The organism is Ruegeria sp. BHSC276 (genome assembly GCF_059612945.1).
Genome location: NZ_JBXWRP010000003.1, coordinates 201,682 through 215,884, shown reverse-complemented (window position 1 = coordinate 215,884; position 14,203 = coordinate 201,682). Strand labels below are relative to the sequence as shown.

The 14,203-nt window shown below is 63.9% G+C and carries 14 protein-coding genes and 1 riboswitch; of the genes, 11 read left to right on the top strand and 3 right to left on the bottom strand.

The genetic code is table 11. The features are described 5' to 3' along the window. The first annotated feature begins 15 nt into the window (after positions 1-15). Positions 16-224: riboswitch (cobalamin riboswitch) on the top strand. A 36-nt stretch (positions 225-260) separates the two neighbouring features. The 3 genes from AC2FMD_RS04695 (at position 261) to AC2FMD_RS04685 (ending at position 1,693) form a co-directional block, all read left to right on the top strand. Beyond that, on the top strand, positions 261-431 hold the full coding sequence (locus AC2FMD_RS04695; protein ID WP_496680184.1) for a CbtB domain-containing protein: 171 nt from the start codon (positions 261-263) through the stop codon (positions 429-431). 4 nt (positions 432-435) lie between these two features. Beyond that, a complete protein-coding gene (locus AC2FMD_RS04690) occupies positions 436-1,134 on the top strand; it encodes a CbtA family protein (protein ID WP_496742115.1) in 699 nt (232 codons plus the stop codon). Between the two features lie 64 nt (positions 1,135-1,198). Continuing rightward, the gene (locus AC2FMD_RS04685) at positions 1,199-1,693 is read left to right on the top strand and encodes a hypothetical protein (RefSeq protein ID WP_496711728.1); all 495 of its coding nucleotides are present in this window, start codon (positions 1,199-1,201) and stop codon (positions 1,691-1,693) included. On the opposite strand, the gene AC2FMD_RS04680 is transcribed toward AC2FMD_RS04685, so the two are convergent. Continuing rightward, on the bottom strand, positions 1,681-2,025 hold the full coding sequence (locus tag AC2FMD_RS04680; RefSeq protein WP_496742117.1) for a DUF1636 family protein: 345 nt from the start codon (positions 2,023-2,025) through the stop codon (positions 1,681-1,683). The genes AC2FMD_RS04685 and AC2FMD_RS04680 overlap by 13 nt on opposite strands. A gap of 144 nt (positions 2,026-2,169) precedes the next feature. Here AC2FMD_RS04680 and AC2FMD_RS04675 point away from each other — a divergent pair, with 144 nt between their 5' ends. The 3 genes from AC2FMD_RS04675 to AC2FMD_RS04665 all read left to right on the top strand — a co-directional run bounded on the left by AC2FMD_RS04675 (position 2,170) and on the right by AC2FMD_RS04665 (position 5,501). Continuing rightward, entirely contained in the window at positions 2,170-2,631 is a 462-nt protein-coding gene (locus tag AC2FMD_RS04675) for a DUF302 domain-containing protein (RefSeq protein ID WP_496742119.1), read from the top strand. 79 nt (positions 2,632-2,710) lie between these two features. Further along, positions 2,711-4,330, top strand: coding sequence for a thiamine pyrophosphate-binding protein (locus AC2FMD_RS04670; RefSeq protein WP_496794746.1), 1,620 nt, complete (start codon positions 2,711-2,713; stop codon positions 4,328-4,330). Further along, entirely contained in the window at positions 4,317-5,501 is a 1,185-nt protein-coding gene (locus tag AC2FMD_RS04665) for a CaiB/BaiF CoA transferase family protein (protein WP_496742123.1), read from the top strand. The genes AC2FMD_RS04670 and AC2FMD_RS04665 overlap by 14 nt, the downstream gene beginning before the upstream one ends. A gap of 130 nt (positions 5,502-5,631) precedes the next feature. Here the strand turns inward: AC2FMD_RS04665 and AC2FMD_RS04660 are convergent, their stop codons facing one another. Beyond that, complete coding sequence (locus AC2FMD_RS04660; RefSeq protein WP_496680173.1) at positions 5,632-6,447, bottom strand: DeoR/GlpR family DNA-binding transcription regulator; 816 nt, start codon at positions 6,445-6,447, stop codon at positions 5,632-5,634. A gap of 167 nt (positions 6,448-6,614) precedes the next feature. Between AC2FMD_RS04660 and AC2FMD_RS04655 the strand changes: the two genes are divergently transcribed. From AC2FMD_RS04655 to AC2FMD_RS04635, 5 genes are all read left to right on the top strand, one after another. Continuing rightward, the gene (locus AC2FMD_RS04655) at positions 6,615-8,276 is read left to right on the top strand and encodes a Na/Pi cotransporter family protein (protein ID WP_496680171.1); all 1,662 of its coding nucleotides are present in this window, start codon (positions 6,615-6,617) and stop codon (positions 8,274-8,276) included. A 93-nt stretch (positions 8,277-8,369) separates the two neighbouring features. Further along, positions 8,370-9,395, top strand: a complete 1,026-nt coding sequence (locus AC2FMD_RS04650) for an ABC transporter substrate-binding protein (RefSeq protein WP_496680169.1) — start codon at positions 8,370-8,372, stop codon at positions 9,393-9,395. After that, positions 9,396-11,612 carry an ABC transporter permease gene (locus tag AC2FMD_RS04645; RefSeq protein WP_496742125.1) on the top strand — a complete coding sequence of 739 codons (2,217 nt, stop codon included), beginning with the start codon at positions 9,396-9,398 and terminating at the stop codon, positions 11,610-11,612. Next, positions 11,609-12,682, top strand: a complete 1,074-nt coding sequence (locus AC2FMD_RS04640; protein ID WP_496742127.1) for an ABC transporter ATP-binding protein — start codon at positions 11,609-11,611, stop codon at positions 12,680-12,682. The genes AC2FMD_RS04645 and AC2FMD_RS04640 overlap by 4 nt, the downstream gene beginning before the upstream one ends. Then, positions 12,683-13,249, top strand: coding sequence for a histidine phosphatase family protein (locus AC2FMD_RS04635; RefSeq protein ID WP_496742129.1), 567 nt, complete (start codon positions 12,683-12,685; stop codon positions 13,247-13,249). A gap of 3 nt (positions 13,250-13,252) precedes the next feature. Here AC2FMD_RS04635 and AC2FMD_RS04630 read toward each other — a convergent pair whose 3' ends face one another. After that, on the bottom strand, positions 13,253-14,044 hold the full coding sequence (locus tag AC2FMD_RS04630) for an inositol monophosphatase family protein (RefSeq protein ID WP_496687404.1): 792 nt from the start codon (positions 14,042-14,044) through the stop codon (positions 13,253-13,255). Positions 14,045-14,203 lie beyond the last annotated feature (159 nt).

The window sequence follows — 14,203 nt, the reverse complement described above, 5'->3', positions numbered from 1 at the left end:
CATAGCGGCATTCACGTCTAAATGGACGGGTCTGGTCCTGCCGGAGACATCCGGATGCTAAGAGGGAATTTGGTGCGGCCTGCGCGCAGGTCAAATCCAAAGCCGCCCCCGCGACTGTAAGCGGTGAGCCCTGTTCAACCAGCCACTCCCGATCCGTTCGGGGGGAAGGCGAACAGAGGCGCTGACCCGCAAGCCAGGAGACCTGCCAGGCGAACAATGAAACACCGGCCGTCGGGTGCGGCGGCACAGGAGGACAGAAAATGACGACACAAACGCAAACCGCATCAACGGTACGCGCCGGCATGCTTTCGGCAGTGTTCGCGGCGGCCTTGGGCCTGGGGATCATTACCGTGGCCGGTCACGTTCAGGCATCGGCGCTGCATGACGCCGCCCATGACGTGCGCCACGCTACCGGCTTCCCCTGCCACTAAACCAATGTTCAGCCGCATTCTGACCAGCGCGTTGTTCGCTGGTGCCGCAGCCGGGTTGATCGTCGCCCTGCTGCAGTTGCTATTCGTGCAGCCCGTGTTGCTGCACGCTGAACTCTATGAATCCGGGGAGTTGGTGCATTTCGGGGCCGAGGCCGTGTCGGCCCATCCCGAGCTGCCGAGCATGTTCTCGGACCTGACCCGCGACGGGCTGAGCGTGGTGTTCACCATGCTGACCTATACCGGCTATGCGCTGGTTTTGGTCGCCCTGATGTCGCTGGCCGAGGCGCTGGGCCACCCGGTTGACGGGCGCACGGGCGTGTTGTGGGGCCTGGCCGGTTTCATCGCCTTTCATCTGGCGCCGGGTTTCACCCTGGCCCCCGAGGTTCCGGGCGTAGCCGCAGCCGATGTGTTCGCGCGGCAAATCTGGTGGTGGGCAACCGTCGCGGCTGCCGTGGTGGCGCTGTGGCTGATCGCCTTTGGTGGCAACATCGTCAGCTATCTGGTCGCGGCCGTGCTGCTGATGGCCCCGCACCTGATCGGCACGCCGGAACCCGACGTGTTCACCGGGCCGGTTCCGACCGAGATCGGGGCCCTGTTCGCCGCGCGCGCCTTCGGCGTGGGTCTTGCGGCCTGGGTGCTGCTGGGTGCTTTTGCCGGGTATTTCTGGCAAAGCGAGGGCAAGCGCGTCGAAGCCGCGGCCTGATCCCCGAAATCCCACGATCCGCCGGCGACCAACTGGCGGATCATCTGCTTTTGAAGGAAACAAGATGACACGCTCGCTTGCACTATTTGCGATCGGTCTGGTCTTTGGCGGGGGCGCCGGGTTCGTGCTGGCCGCAGCCAACGGCGTCACCTTCGACGGTCACGACCATACCGACCCCGCTCAACACGGCGGCCATCACGTCGAGGCCACGGCCCATGATCACAGCACCGCCATCAACCTGCCCGCCGGACCGGATGCGCCGGGGCTGGAGATCGCCGTCACCCCTGACCCGATGGCGGGTTGGAACCTGCATGTGGTGCCAAAGAACTTCCACTTCTCTCCGGAGAACGCCTCTTTGGCGGACAGGCCTGGAGAAGGCCATGCGCATGTCTATGTGAACGGCGTCAAGCTAGCGCGGCTTTATGGCGACTGGATGCACCTTCCGGACCTGCCCAAGGGCGAAGCCACCATTGAGGTCTCGCTGAACGCCAACAGCCACAGCCCGCTCGCCGTGGATGGGGTGCCTGTCAGCGCCTCGGTCACGGTTCAGGTGGACTGAAGCGCAGGGATCCGCGCCCGCAGACACAAGCGAAGCCGCCCGCACGGCCGGGCGTCCTCGATCCAGCCATTCGGGCTGTTCAGAATGGTCCGGCAGGTCGCCGCAATGTCATCGGCATCGGCAACCGGATCGATCCCCGAAAACACGTAAGACGCCAAGCTTTCCCCCTGAATCGCCACCACGGTCGGTTCATTGCAGCCACTGAAACAGGCGTGCTCGGCGATCTCGACCTGCCCGTCCAGTCCCGCAGCGCGCAGGGCGTCCAATACGGCCTGTCGCTCGGCCGGCTGGTCGCGCTCGCCCGCGCAGCTGCTGCAGATCAAAACACGCATGCCCCTCGCCTGCCTTTTTCGTTTCACACTGTCGCTTGTGCGGGTTTCGCAACCCCGGCGCAAGCCCGCCACCCACGATATTGTGACTGTACGCGCCCGTGATTTCGGCAAGACTCGAGCCAACCACGACTTGGAGAGCCCGCGATGAAACATCTTGTGTTTTTCCTCGGCCTGCAGGCGCTTCCCGCGCTGGCGGCCGATATCGAACCCCGGCCGGGTTGGGCCGTCCACCCGTCGGCCAAGGCCCATGACGCGCTGGTGGCCGACACGATCGCAGCGGTCAAGGCAAACGGGATGGCCGTGGTCACCCAGGCCGGGCCGACCAAGGCCGCCGCCGCGCGCGGCATCACCATTCCGGGCAACCGGGTGATCGGCGTCTTCAACAACGACTATGCGGTGCGGGTTCTGGAACAATCGGTGCCCGCGATGATCGAGGCGCCGATCCGCCTCTATGTCACGGAAAACGAGGACGGAACCGCTACGCTGTCCTACAAGACGCCCAGCCTGGTCTTTACCCCTTACACCGATGGCACCGGCGCCCTGACCGCGATCGCCGCAGAGTTGGACGCCAAGTTCGCCGCCATCGCCGAGATGGCTGTCAATTAGTCACACTGACGTGATGCGGCTTGCGCCGGCCCGGAACCTCCGCAATCTGCTGCGCAACGGAACTTACGGAGCTTGTTCGATGCAGGACCTGTCCCCCCGCGCTGCGGACCTTCTGGCGCAACGGCTGTACGAGGCCGGGTGCCGCCACGCCTTCGGCATGCCCGGAGGCGAGGTGTTGACACTGGTCGATGCACTGGAACAGGCCGGGATCACCTTTCACCTGACCAAGCACGAAAACTCCGCTGGTTTCATGGCCGAGGCGGTGCACCACCGCGACGGCGCGCCAGCGATTCTGGTGGCGACTCTGGGGCCGGGGGCAATGAACGGCATCAATGTCGTGGCCAACGCGCTGCAGGATCGGGTGCCGATGATCGTGCTGACCGGCTGCGTCGATGCCGACGAGGCGCTGACCTATACCCATCAGGTCATGGATCACGCGCAGGTCTATCGCTCGATCACCAAGGGCACGTTCACCCTGACGGCCATGGGCGCCGACATCATCGCCGACAAGGCCGTGTCGCTGGCCACGCAGCCTCGACCGGGACCGGTGCATATCGACGTGCCGATTTCCGTCGCCGATACCCGGGTGTCGGTCACCAAACGCCGACGGCTGACCCGGGCCGCCCGCGTCGCGCCCGAGGGGACATGCCTCGAGAAGGCCCGCCGCTGGGTGGCCGAGGCCGAGCGTCCGCTGGCGATCATCGGGCTGGACGTGCTGTATGACGACTCGCGCAGCGTTGTGCGGGCGTTTCTGGAACATTTCGGCATCCCGTTCGTCACGACCTACAAGGCCAAGGGCGTGGTGCCCGAGGATCACCCGCTGTGCCTGGGCGGTGCGGGCCTGTCGCCCCTGGCCGACACGCTCCTTGTGCCGCTGGTCGAACAGGCCGACCTGATCCTGTGTCTGGGCTACGACCCGATCGAAATGCGCCCAGGTTGGCGCGAGATCTGGGACCCGGACGAGAAACGCGTGATCGACATCTCGGCCGTGGCGAATGACCACTACATGCACCAGGCGGGGCTGAACCTGGTGGCCGATACCGGCGCCACGCTTGAGGCGATCGCCAAGGGCAACCCTGCACGACCGACTTGGCCCCAAGGCCAACCGGCGCAGGTCAAGGCCGCATTGGCTGCGGCCTTTCCGACCGATGACGACTGGGGCGCCGCCGCCGTGATCGCCGAGGCCCGCGACACCCTGCCCCCCGAAACACTGGCCACCGCCGACAGCGGCGCGCACCGCATCCTCCTTAGTCAGATGTGGCAATGCTCCGAAGCGCGCGGCCTGATCCAGTCGTCGGCGCTGTGCACGATGGGTTGCGCCGTTCCAATGGCGATCGGCTTGAAACTGGCCGAACCAGACCGACCGGTAATCAGTTTTTCCGGCGATGCCGGTTTCCTGATGGTGGCCGGTGAGTTGTCGACCGCCGCAGAAATGGGCGGAAACCCGATCTTTCTGGTCTTTGTCGATGCCAGCCTGGCACTGATCGAATTGAAACAACGCCAGCGCCAGATGGGCAACCGGGGCGTCGATTTCGACCGGCATGACTATGCCGCGATGGGCCGGGCGTTCGGCGGAAACGGCCACACCGTGCGCAACCGCGCCGAACTGCGGGCGGCGCTGAAGGCCGCGATGGCCGCCGACACGTTCACCGTGATCGCCGCCGAGATCGACCGCGGAGGCTATGATGGCCGCATCTGAAGGGCCGCTGAAGGGCGTCAAGGTTCTGGATCTGTCGCGCATTCTGGCCGGCCCGACCTGTACGCAGCTGCTGGGCGATCTAGGCGCTAGCGTGATCAAGGTGGAAAATCCGGCCACCGGTGGCGACGACACCCGCCAGTGGGGGCCGCCCTATGTCACCGATGCGGATGGCAACCCGACCGACCTAAGCGCCTATTTCATGGCCGCGAACCGCAACAAGAAGTCCGTCGCCATCGATATCGCCACGCCAGAGGGGCAGGAACAGATCCGGCGGCTGGCTTCCCATGCCGACATCTTCATAGAAAACTTCAAACCCGGCGGGCTGGCCAAATACGGGCTGGACCATGAAACCCTCTCGCGCGACTTTCCGGGGCTGATCTACTGTTCGATCTCGGGCTACGGCCAGACCGGCCCGAACGCGGCCAAGCCTGGCTATGACCTGATGGCGCAGGGCTATGGTGGGATTATGTCGCTGACGGGCGAGCCGGACGGAGCCCCGATGAAAGTGGGCGTGGGCATCGCCGACGTAATGTGCGGCATGTACGCGACCGTCGGCATTCTGGCGGCGCTGCGCCACCGGGATCAAACCGGCGAAGGCCAGCAGATCGACATCGCACTGGTCGACAGCCAGATCGCATGGCTGATCAACGAGGGCGTGAATTATCTGACCTCGGGCCAGGTTCCACAGCGGCGCGGCAATGGGCACCCCAACATCGTGCCCTACGATGTTTATGAAACCGCCGACGGCCACGTCATTCTGGCCGTGGGAAATGACAGCCAGTTCCGGCGCTTCTGCGGCTTTCTGAACCTCGATCACCTACCCGACGATGCGCGGTTCGCCACCAACCCGGCCCGGCTGGAACACCGCGATGCCCTGAACGCGGTTCTGCGGCCCGCGCTGCAGCGGCTGGACACCAAGGCCATCATCGATGGCCTCGAGGCGCTGAAAGTGCCGGTCGGCCCGGTTCAGACACTGGATCAGGTCTTTGCCTCGGACCAGGTGGCCGCGCGGCAGATGCAGATCGACATGCAGGCCGGCTCCGCCCCCGTCAATCTGATCGGAAACCCGCTGAAGCTGTCCCGCACGCCCGTGACCTATCGAACGGCACCTCCGACCTTTGGGGCGGATACCCAAGCCGTCCTGGACGCGGACGACCCGTTCGAAGCATGATCAGGAACTGCCTTGATCGGGCGTATGTGCGGCCATCGCCCTGACGATCACACTGAACTGGGCGCAAAGTTGGACAACGGAAGTTTGGCGTGGCTCTGTGCTGCCCTTCTTGGACCAGAGCTTGCCGGTTTCAGCCAAAGTCCGCCAACACGATTTCGACGTTTGCAGCGTCGAGCGCCGCGCGCAGCGGCCCCGTCGGCGCGGTATCGACCACGACGCTGTCCAAATCGGCCAGCGCGCCGGCGCGGACCAAACCCTTGCAGCCGAATTTCTGTGCATCGATCAGCAGGTGCCTGTTGGCCGCGCGCTGCAGCATCGTCCTCTTGATCGCCGCAAAGCCGCTGATCGCCTCTGACACCCCCTCGTCGGTCAGGCCCGTCGCGCCGATCAGGCAGCGATCGACATTGAACCGCGAGAGATACTCGAGCGTATCGGCGCCGATCACGGCCGATTCAGCCGGCAGGAATTCCCCCGGACAGAGGATCACGTCGGCCGCGCTGTCACCCAGCGCTGCGGCGACCGGAATCGAGTTCGTGATCACCGTACAAGACCGCCCCTGCAACGCCAGAGCGCGGGCCAGTTGAATCGTTGTTGACCCGGAGTCGATCATTACCGTGTCGCCCTCCTGCACCAGCGCAGCCGCCGTTTCCCCGATACGCGTCCGCTCGGCGGCGCGGGCGGCCGTACGCTCGTCAAGGCTGGGGTAATGGCCTTGCGACGCGGTCGAGGCCCCGCCATGCGCGCGCGCCAGCAGGCCATCCTTGGCGAGGGCGTCAAAATCCCGCCGGACGGTCTCGGTCGAGACGTTGAAGCTGCGGGCCAAATCGCTGATCCGGACATGCGGCCGCAATTTCAGCTCGAGCAGGATCTGGCGCCGCCGGTCTGATTTCTTCAGCCGGTCCTTTCCCTTCCTGGCGTCTTTCTGTTTTGCCTTGGTGTTTGACATCTTTAACTCCGGCCCGGTCAACAAGGCAAAACTGTGGGCTTTCCAGCATTTTTGCAAATATTTTGTTGCAAAACCCTCAAATTGGTGGTGACACTTGCCAAACTTCGAGAATACAAACGCGGTTGGTCAACAATGCGCCACCAAAGACTGAAGCGGGCGACCTCCACATGATCGTACTTGCCACACATCTGGCGGCGGCGGTGGCGCTGCTGTTGTGGTCAGTCCGGCTGATCCGAACGGGCATCGAACGCGCCTTTCTGCCAGAACTGAAGCGTGGACTGAAAACCTTGTCCGAACGCAAGCTGTCGGCCGCACTTGGCGGCAGCCTGACGGCCATGCTGATGCAAAGCGCGACTGCGGTGGCCCTGATCGGCGCGGGATTCGCCGTATCGGGGATGTTGGCGGCGCAATCGGCTCTGGCCTTGATTCTGGGGGCCGAGTTGGGCTCGGCCTTGATGACGCAGGTTCTGTTCCTGCCGGTCGAGGCGGTGATACCCTTTGCCTTGCTTGCGGGCGTGGTCACCTTCTTGAAGGCGCAGCGCCGCAAGACCAAACAGGTCGGCCGCATCGTGATCGGATTTGCCCTGGTGCTGCTGTCGCTTGGCATGATCCGCGAGGCCACCGCGTCGATCGGGGCCAACCCGATCGTCCAGAGCATTGCCGCCTATTTTGAGAACGATCTGCTCAGCGCCTATGTGATCGGCGCATTGCTGGCCTGGGTGATGCATTCCAGCCTGGCCTCGGTACTGACTTTCGCAACTTTCACTGCATCGGGACTGATCGCCGCCCCGGTCGCGGCCGCACTGGTGATCGGGGCCAATCTGGGCGGAGCGGTGATTCCGGTAGCCCTGCTGTGGGGACACGAGCGCCCGGCCAGGCTGGTGGTTCTATCGAACCTCGTGGCACGTGCGGGTCTGACGCTGGTTGCCCTGACACTGCTGCTGGCCGGGATACTGAACATGGACATGCTCGCTGCTGCGCCGGGCCAGCAGGTTGTCCTGCTGCATATCCTGCTGAACGCCATCCTTCTGGTGGTCGCACTGCCGCTGACCGAACCTCTGGTTGCATTGGTCGACAGGTTTCTGCCGCGCCACGCGGCGTCAACCACCGAAAGCGTTTCGGCGTTGGATCCCGGCGCCCTCGACCACCCGCCCCTGGCAATGGCCTGCGCACAGCGCGAGCTGCTGCGTATGGCAGAAACGGTGCAGGCCATGCTGGTGCCGGTGGTTCAACTGTTTCGGAACTGGAATCCGGAACTGGCCCGGGTGATCCAGCTGCGCGAGGACGAGGTCGACCGGATGCACTTCGCCATCAAGATCTACATCTCGCGCATGCGCGAAAACGACCTGACGCCGGAGCAGGAAAAGAAATCGCTGGGCATTGTGGCCACGGCCAACAACCTGGAAGAGGCCGCCGACCGGCTCGCGGTCAACCTGGTGGCGGTGGCGCAAAAACTGGCCGACGAAGCCTTGACCTTTTCCAAGGAAGGGTTGGCCGACATCGAACATTTCCACGATCAGGTCGTTACGAACGGCCAGTTGGCGCTAAGCGTTCTGACAACCGGCGACGCCGAGGCCGCTCGTCAGTTGGTGGCCGAGAAGGACCGGATCCGGATCGAGGAACAGAACCTGCAGGAACGGCACCTGAAACGTCTGCAGAACGGCGCGGCGGCCAGCATTGAAACCACGAACATCCATCAGGAAACACTGCGCCTGCTCAAGCAGGTGAACGCGGCCCTCGCCTTCGTGGCCTATCCGATCGCCGAGGAAACCGGTGATCTGCTGGGCAGCCGACTGGCCCGCCCCCGCAAGATCGGAGGCGCATCCTGAAGGAAACTGACTGAAACAAAGCGGCGCAAGACCGTGTGAGGACGAGTACGAGGCGGCCAACCCGGCCACCGACATGCAACTGGGAGGAAAGACATGAAACGACTCACACTGACATTCGCAGGTTCACTCGTGGCCCTGACCACCTCGGTCTCGGCCTCCTACGCGGACAAGCTGACCCTGTACTGCTCGGCGCAGGAAGACTGGTGCCAGCTGATGGCGCGCAGCTTCGAGGACGCCACCGGCATCGATGTCAACATGACCCGCAAATCCTCGGGCGAGACCTTTGCCCAGATCCGCGCCGAGGCGTCCAACCCCAAGGGCGACGTGTGGTGGGGCGGTACGGGTGATCCGCACTTGCAGGCCGCAGAAGAGGGCCTGACGATGGAGTATCTCTCGCCCATGCGCGACCAGCTGCATGACTGGGCGCTCGCGCAGGCCGAAAGTGCCGGAAACCGGACGATCGGCATCTATTCGGGCGCGCTGGGCTATGGCTACAACACCGAGTTGCTGGCAGCCAACAACCTGGCCGAGCCGTCCTGCTGGAAGGATCTGCTGAAGCCCGAATACAAGGGCCATATCCAGATGGCGAACCCGAACTCGTCGGGGACCGCCTACACGACGCTGGCCTCGATGGTGCAGATCTTCGGCGAGGACGAAGGGTTCGACTTCATGAAGGGCCTGCACAAGAACATCAATCAATACACCAAATCGGGCTCGGCCCCGATCAAGGCGGCGGCCCGTGGCGAGACGACCATCGGGATCGTCTTCATGCATGACGCGGTAAAACAAGCCGTGGCGGGCTTTCCCATCCAGGTGGTCGCCCCGTGCGAAGGCACCGGCTATGAGATCGGGTCGATGTCGATCATCGACGGCGCCCGCAACGTCGAAGAAGCCAAGAAATTCTATGACTGGGCCCTGAGCGCCGAGGCGCAGAACCTGGCGCTCGAGGTCAACGCTTTCCAAGTACCGTCGAACAAGGCGGCCAAGACCTCGGACAGCGCGCCGGACATGAGCCAGATCAAGCTGATCGACTATGATTTCAAGAAATACGGCTCGTCCGACGAACGCAAACGCCTGCTGCAGAAATGGGACGAAGAGGTTTCGGTTCTGCCGCAGTAAATGACGCGTTCCACCACAAAAACGGCCCATTCGGTGCTGATCTTCTGGATCGCCGCCGGGTGGGTCGGCTATTGCCTGCTGCCGTGGTACATGGTCGAGGACGGCTTCTGGTCGTTCCACTGGCTGGTCGATGGCTATCCGTTTGACGACGACTATGCCCCCGCGGCCTTTCTGATTGCACAGGGCAAGAAGCTTTGGCTGGCGCCGATGGTCCTTGCGCTGGCCTTGCCACTGCTGGCGCTGGGCCGGCCGAAATCCGACCCGCTGCACGCCCGCATCCTGATCCTGTCGGGGGCGTTCGGCTTTGCCTGGCTGATCGCGCAGGGGTTCGGCATCGGCATCCGCGGTTTCAACTTCGACTGGCTGACCGCCCTGTTCGGAGAGCTGGGCGACCGGCAGTTCGGCATGGGCTATGGCGCGATGATCTGCGCCTCGAGCTTTCTTTTTTTGCTGACCCAGGGGATCGCTGCGCGCGGCGCCGTGAACGGAGACGTGTTCGTCGTCAGCGCCATCGGCGGCGTCATCACCATCGTCACCGCCTTTGTCTTCTTCCCGATCGCCAGAATGCTGTTTGCCGCCTTCGTGACCGAGGACGGGGCCTATTCGGTGGCGGTCTTCTTCTGGAAATTCTTCGACGACCGGCTGTGGGGGCTAGGGTGCCTATGGGGCGCGAAATGCGGTGCGGCCTGGAATTCGCTGGTGCTGGCGGTTCTGGTCGGGCTGCTTACCACCGCGTTGGGCCTGTGTTTCGCGCTGGTCGTCACCCGGTCGGGCTTTCGCTACAAACGAGCGCTGCGCGCCCTGACGGTGCTGCCTATCATCACCCCGCCCTTCGTGATCGGACTGGCGCTGATCCTGCTGTTCGGCCTGTCCGGATCGGTAACGCGCTTCGTCGCCGATCTGTTCGGCACCCAGCCCACGCGCTGGCTGTACGGGATGCCCGGCATCCTGATCGCACAGACCCTTGCCTTCACGCCCATCGCCTTCCTGGTGCTGATCGGCGTGGTCGAGGGTGTCTCGCCCTCGATGGAGGAGGCCGCACAGACCTTGCGGGCCAACCGGTGGCAGACCTTCAGAACCGTCTCGCTGCCCTTGATGCGACCGGGCCTGGCGAACGCCTTCCTGCTGGGCTTCATCGAGAGCATGGCCGATTTCGGCAACCCGCTGGTTCTAGGCGGCAATTTCGACGTGCTGTCGACCGAGATCTTCTTTGCCATCGTCGGCGCCCAGTACGATCAGGGCCGCGCGGCGGTGCTGGCGATGGTGCTTTTGTTCTTTACCCTGTCGGCCTTCTACGCTCAGCGCGTGTGGCTGGGCAAGAAAAGCTATACCACCGTGACCGGCAAGGGCGATTCCGGTGTGCATCCGCTGATGCCCACGGGCCTGTCGATCCCGGTAGCGGTAATCGCGCTGGGCTGGGCGCTGTTCACGGTAGTCGTCTATGCGATGATCGTCTATGGCAGCGTGGTCGAGCTGTGGGGGGTCAACAACACGCTGACCTTCAAGCACTACGTCACCGCCTTCTCGGTGCGGCTGGATGCGGAAGGCATCCGCTGGACCGGCGCCGCCTGGGACAGTTTCTGGACCACCATAACCATCGCCGCCATCGCCGCCCCGCTGACCGCCGCCGTGGGTCTGGTGACGGCCTACCTTCTGACCCGGCAGAATTTTGCGGGCAAGAACGCCTTCGAATTCGGCACCATGCTGTCCTTTGCCATTCCCGGCACGGTGATCGGCGTCAGCTATATTCTGGCATTTAACGTGCCCCCGATTGAGATCACGGGAACCGGTGTCATCCTGGTGGTCAGCTTCATCTTTCGCAACATGCCGGTGGGTGTGCGCGCCGGCATCGCCAGCATGTCACAGCTGGACCGCAGCCTGGATGAATCCTCGCTGACGCTGGGGGCGAATTCCTGGCAGACCTTCCGGCGGGTCATCCTGCCGCTGCTGCGGCCGGCGATCCTGGCTGCGCTGGTCTACAGCTTCGTCCGCGCGATGACCGCCATCTCGGCCGTGATCTTCCTGGTCAGTGCCGAATATGACATGGCCACCAGCTATATCATCGGGCGGGTCGAGAACAACGATTACGGCCTGGCCATCGCCTATTCCACGACCCTGATCTTCGTGATGCTTGCGGCGGTCGGGCTGCTGCAACTTCTGGTGGGCCGGGTCCGCATCGGGCGGCGCACAGTGCACGAAACGGAGACATTGCCATGACCGACACTCATATCGGCTCGAAGGCCGCCCCGGTCCGCTTTGACCGCGTGTCCAAGGTTTTCGGAAAGGATGTCGTCGCCGTCGACGCCATCGACCTGCATGTCGAAGCGGGCAAGCTGGTCACGTTGCTGGGTCCGTCGGGCTGCGGCAAGACCACGACCCTGCGCATGATCGCGGGGCTCGAGATGGCCAGTTCGGGCCGCATCCTTATCGGCGACCGCGACGTGACAAAGCTACCGGCGACCGACCGCGACGTGTCGATGGTGTTCCAGTCCTATGCCCTGTTCCCGCACATGAGCGTGCTGGAAAACGTCATGTATGGCCTGACCTTTTCGGGCTTCGGCAAGGACGAGGCCCGCAGCCGCGCGTTGCAGGGGCTGGATCTGGTGGGCCTCAAGGGGTTTGACGCGCGGTTGCCATCGGAACTGTCGGGCGGTCAGCAGCAGCGGGTCGCCGTGGCGCGTGCGCTGGTTCTGGAACCGCAAGTACTGTTGTTCGACGAGCCGCTTTCGAATCTGGATGCCAAGCTGCGCCGCCAGGTGCGCGAGGACATCCGCGCCATCCAGCAGGATCTCGGCCTGACAGTGGTCTATGTCACCCATGACCAGGAAGAAGCACTGGCCGTATCGGACGAGATCGTGGTGATGCGCAACGCCGCCATTGCCCAGATCGGAACGCCCCGACAGCTTTATGATGCCCCCAACGACCGCTTCGTGGCCGATTTCATCGGCGAGGCCAACCTGCTGGCCTGTCAGATCGTTGTCATCGAAGGCGAAACCGCAACGATCGAAATCGAAGGCTATCGCCATTCCCTGCCATCCCGCGGGCTGCCCCAAGGGCCGGGCACCGTCGCCGTCCGCCCGTCGCGGCTGGTGATCGGGGCCAAGCGGGGAATTCCGGCCACGGTGGCCAAAGCAACCTATGTCGGTGTGCGGATGGAATACACGCTGACCGGCAATTTCGGCCAGGTCTTCGCGGTGCACGAGGACGTGGACACCCCGCTGGCCCCTGGCGCGCAGGTGCGGATGGCCTTCGCCGACAAAGGCCCGGTCCTGCTGCCCGAGGCATAGATGCCCGACCTGCTGGTGATCACGCACCCCGAAGTCGTCGTCGACCCCGACATCCTGGTGGTGGACTGGCCTCTGTGCGACCGGGGCCGCCGCCGGGCCAAGACATTCGCCGCCAGCCCCGAAATGGACAAAGTTTCACATATATGGGTCAGCACCGAAAGAAAGGCCCGCGAAACCGCTGCGATCCTTGCGGCGCCTCGCGCCTTGCCTGTGGCACAAAACGCGGCCTTGGGCGAAAATGATCGCAGCGCCACAGGATATTTGCCCCACACCGTGTTCGAAAGCGCGGCCAACGCGTTTTTTGCCCAGCCCGACCAGAGCTTTTGCGGATGGGAAACCGCTCGCGCCGCGCAGACCCGGATGCTCGGTGCCGTTTCCCGGATTGTCGCAACGCATGACGGGGCGGATCTTGCGGTCGTGACCCATGGGGCCGTCGGCACGCTATTGTGGTGTGCCTTGTCGCACCGGCCCATCGACCGCCAATTCGACCAACCTTTCCAAGGACATTTCTGGCGCGCGGATCTGGCAACCTTGCGGCCTCGGACCGGGTGGCGCTCAATCGGCTAGCGGTCAGTCCGCCCAGGCCTGCTCGGCGATCTCGCGCAGGGTGTCGAACACGTCGGGCGTGCCCGCGATCACGCGGCCGCCCTGGCGGATCATGGCATCGGCATCCTGATCTTCGACACAGCCACCGGCCTCGGCGATCATCAGTTGCCCCGCCAGGCAGTCCCAGGCGTTCATGTGCTCTTCGACATAGCCCAACAACCGCCCCGCCGCGACATAGGCCAGGGACAAGGCCCCACTGGCATTGCGGTGAAACATCGCCCCGCGCGCAATCAGGTCTGACACGATCGGCACGACATGGCGCGCCTCGATCCGGTTCGAATAGCCCACCGCCACCGTGCCCGAGTTCAACGCGACGCCGGAAGCAACCTGCATCGGTGCTCCGTTCAGCGTGGCGCCGCCACCGCGCGCGGCCGCAAAGGTTTCGTGCACATTCGGATCATGGATCACGCCGATCTGGGTCCGCCCATCAGCGACCCCGGCCAGAACCACCGTCCAGACCGGGATTCCATTGACGAAATTCGTTGTGCCGTCTATCGGGTCGATCACCCAGTCAAAGCCGCTGGTCCCCGGCGTGCGGCCGTGTTCCTCGCCCACCACCCCATCCTCGGGCCATGTCTCTGCGATTTTCTGGCGAATGAAGGTCTCGACATTCCGGTCGGCCTCGCTCACCCAGTCCTGCGCACCCTTCCGGTCGACGACCAGCGCACTGCGATCCGCAAAATAGCGCATGGCGAGTTCACCGGCCTGCTTGCAGATTGCAACGGCAAAATCCTTGCGGGTCAGGTCGTTTGTCACGGGGCACCTCCATGTTATGCGCCGTACTGTGGCAACTGTGGCCCCGAAAGGCAAACCGACCGTCCCTTGCGAGATACCTCTGGGTAATCGCGCGGCAAACACAGCCTGCAACTGAAACACTCTGGCCCGTTTCGGCGGCAAGTTGCTGAAAATGTGCCG

What these genes read in the sequence shown, in the direction of transcription:
- AC2FMD_RS04680 (WP_496742117.1), bottom strand. Translation starts at nt 2,025, where the DNA reads ATGCGTGTTTTGATCTGCAGCAGCTGCGCGGGCGAGCGCGACCAGCCG.
- AC2FMD_RS04650 (WP_496680169.1), top strand. Translation starts at nt 8,370, where the DNA reads ATGAAACGACTCACACTGACATTCGCAGGTTCACTCGTGGCCCTGACC.
- AC2FMD_RS04685 (WP_496711728.1), top strand. Translation starts at nt 1,199, where the DNA reads ATGACACGCTCGCTTGCACTATTTGCGATCGGTCTGGTCTTTGGCGGG.
- AC2FMD_RS04655 (WP_496680171.1), top strand. Translation starts at nt 6,615, where the DNA reads ATGATCGTACTTGCCACACATCTGGCGGCGGCGGTGGCGCTGCTGTTG.
- AC2FMD_RS04665 (WP_496742123.1), top strand. Translation starts at nt 4,317, where the DNA reads ATGGCCGCATCTGAAGGGCCGCTGAAGGGCGTCAAGGTTCTGGATCTG.
- AC2FMD_RS04675 (WP_496742119.1), top strand. Translation starts at nt 2,170, where the DNA reads ATGAAACATCTTGTGTTTTTCCTCGGCCTGCAGGCGCTTCCCGCGCTG.
- AC2FMD_RS04635 (WP_496742129.1), top strand. Translation starts at nt 12,683, where the DNA reads ATGCCCGACCTGCTGGTGATCACGCACCCCGAAGTCGTCGTCGACCCC.
- AC2FMD_RS04690 (WP_496742115.1), top strand. Translation starts at nt 436, where the DNA reads ATGTTCAGCCGCATTCTGACCAGCGCGTTGTTCGCTGGTGCCGCAGCC.
- AC2FMD_RS04660 (WP_496680173.1), bottom strand. Translation starts at nt 6,447, where the DNA reads ATGTCAAACACCAAGGCAAAACAGAAAGACGCCAGGAAGGGAAAGGAC.
- AC2FMD_RS04670 (WP_496794746.1), top strand. Translation starts at nt 2,711, where the DNA reads ATGCAGGACCTGTCCCCCCGCGCTGCGGACCTTCTGGCGCAACGGCTG.
- AC2FMD_RS04640 (WP_496742127.1), top strand. Translation starts at nt 11,609, where the DNA reads ATGACCGACACTCATATCGGCTCGAAGGCCGCCCCGGTCCGCTTTGAC.
- AC2FMD_RS04695 (WP_496680184.1), top strand. Translation starts at nt 261, where the DNA reads ATGACGACACAAACGCAAACCGCATCAACGGTACGCGCCGGCATGCTT.
- AC2FMD_RS04645 (WP_496742125.1), top strand. Translation starts at nt 9,396, where the DNA reads ATGACGCGTTCCACCACAAAAACGGCCCATTCGGTGCTGATCTTCTGG.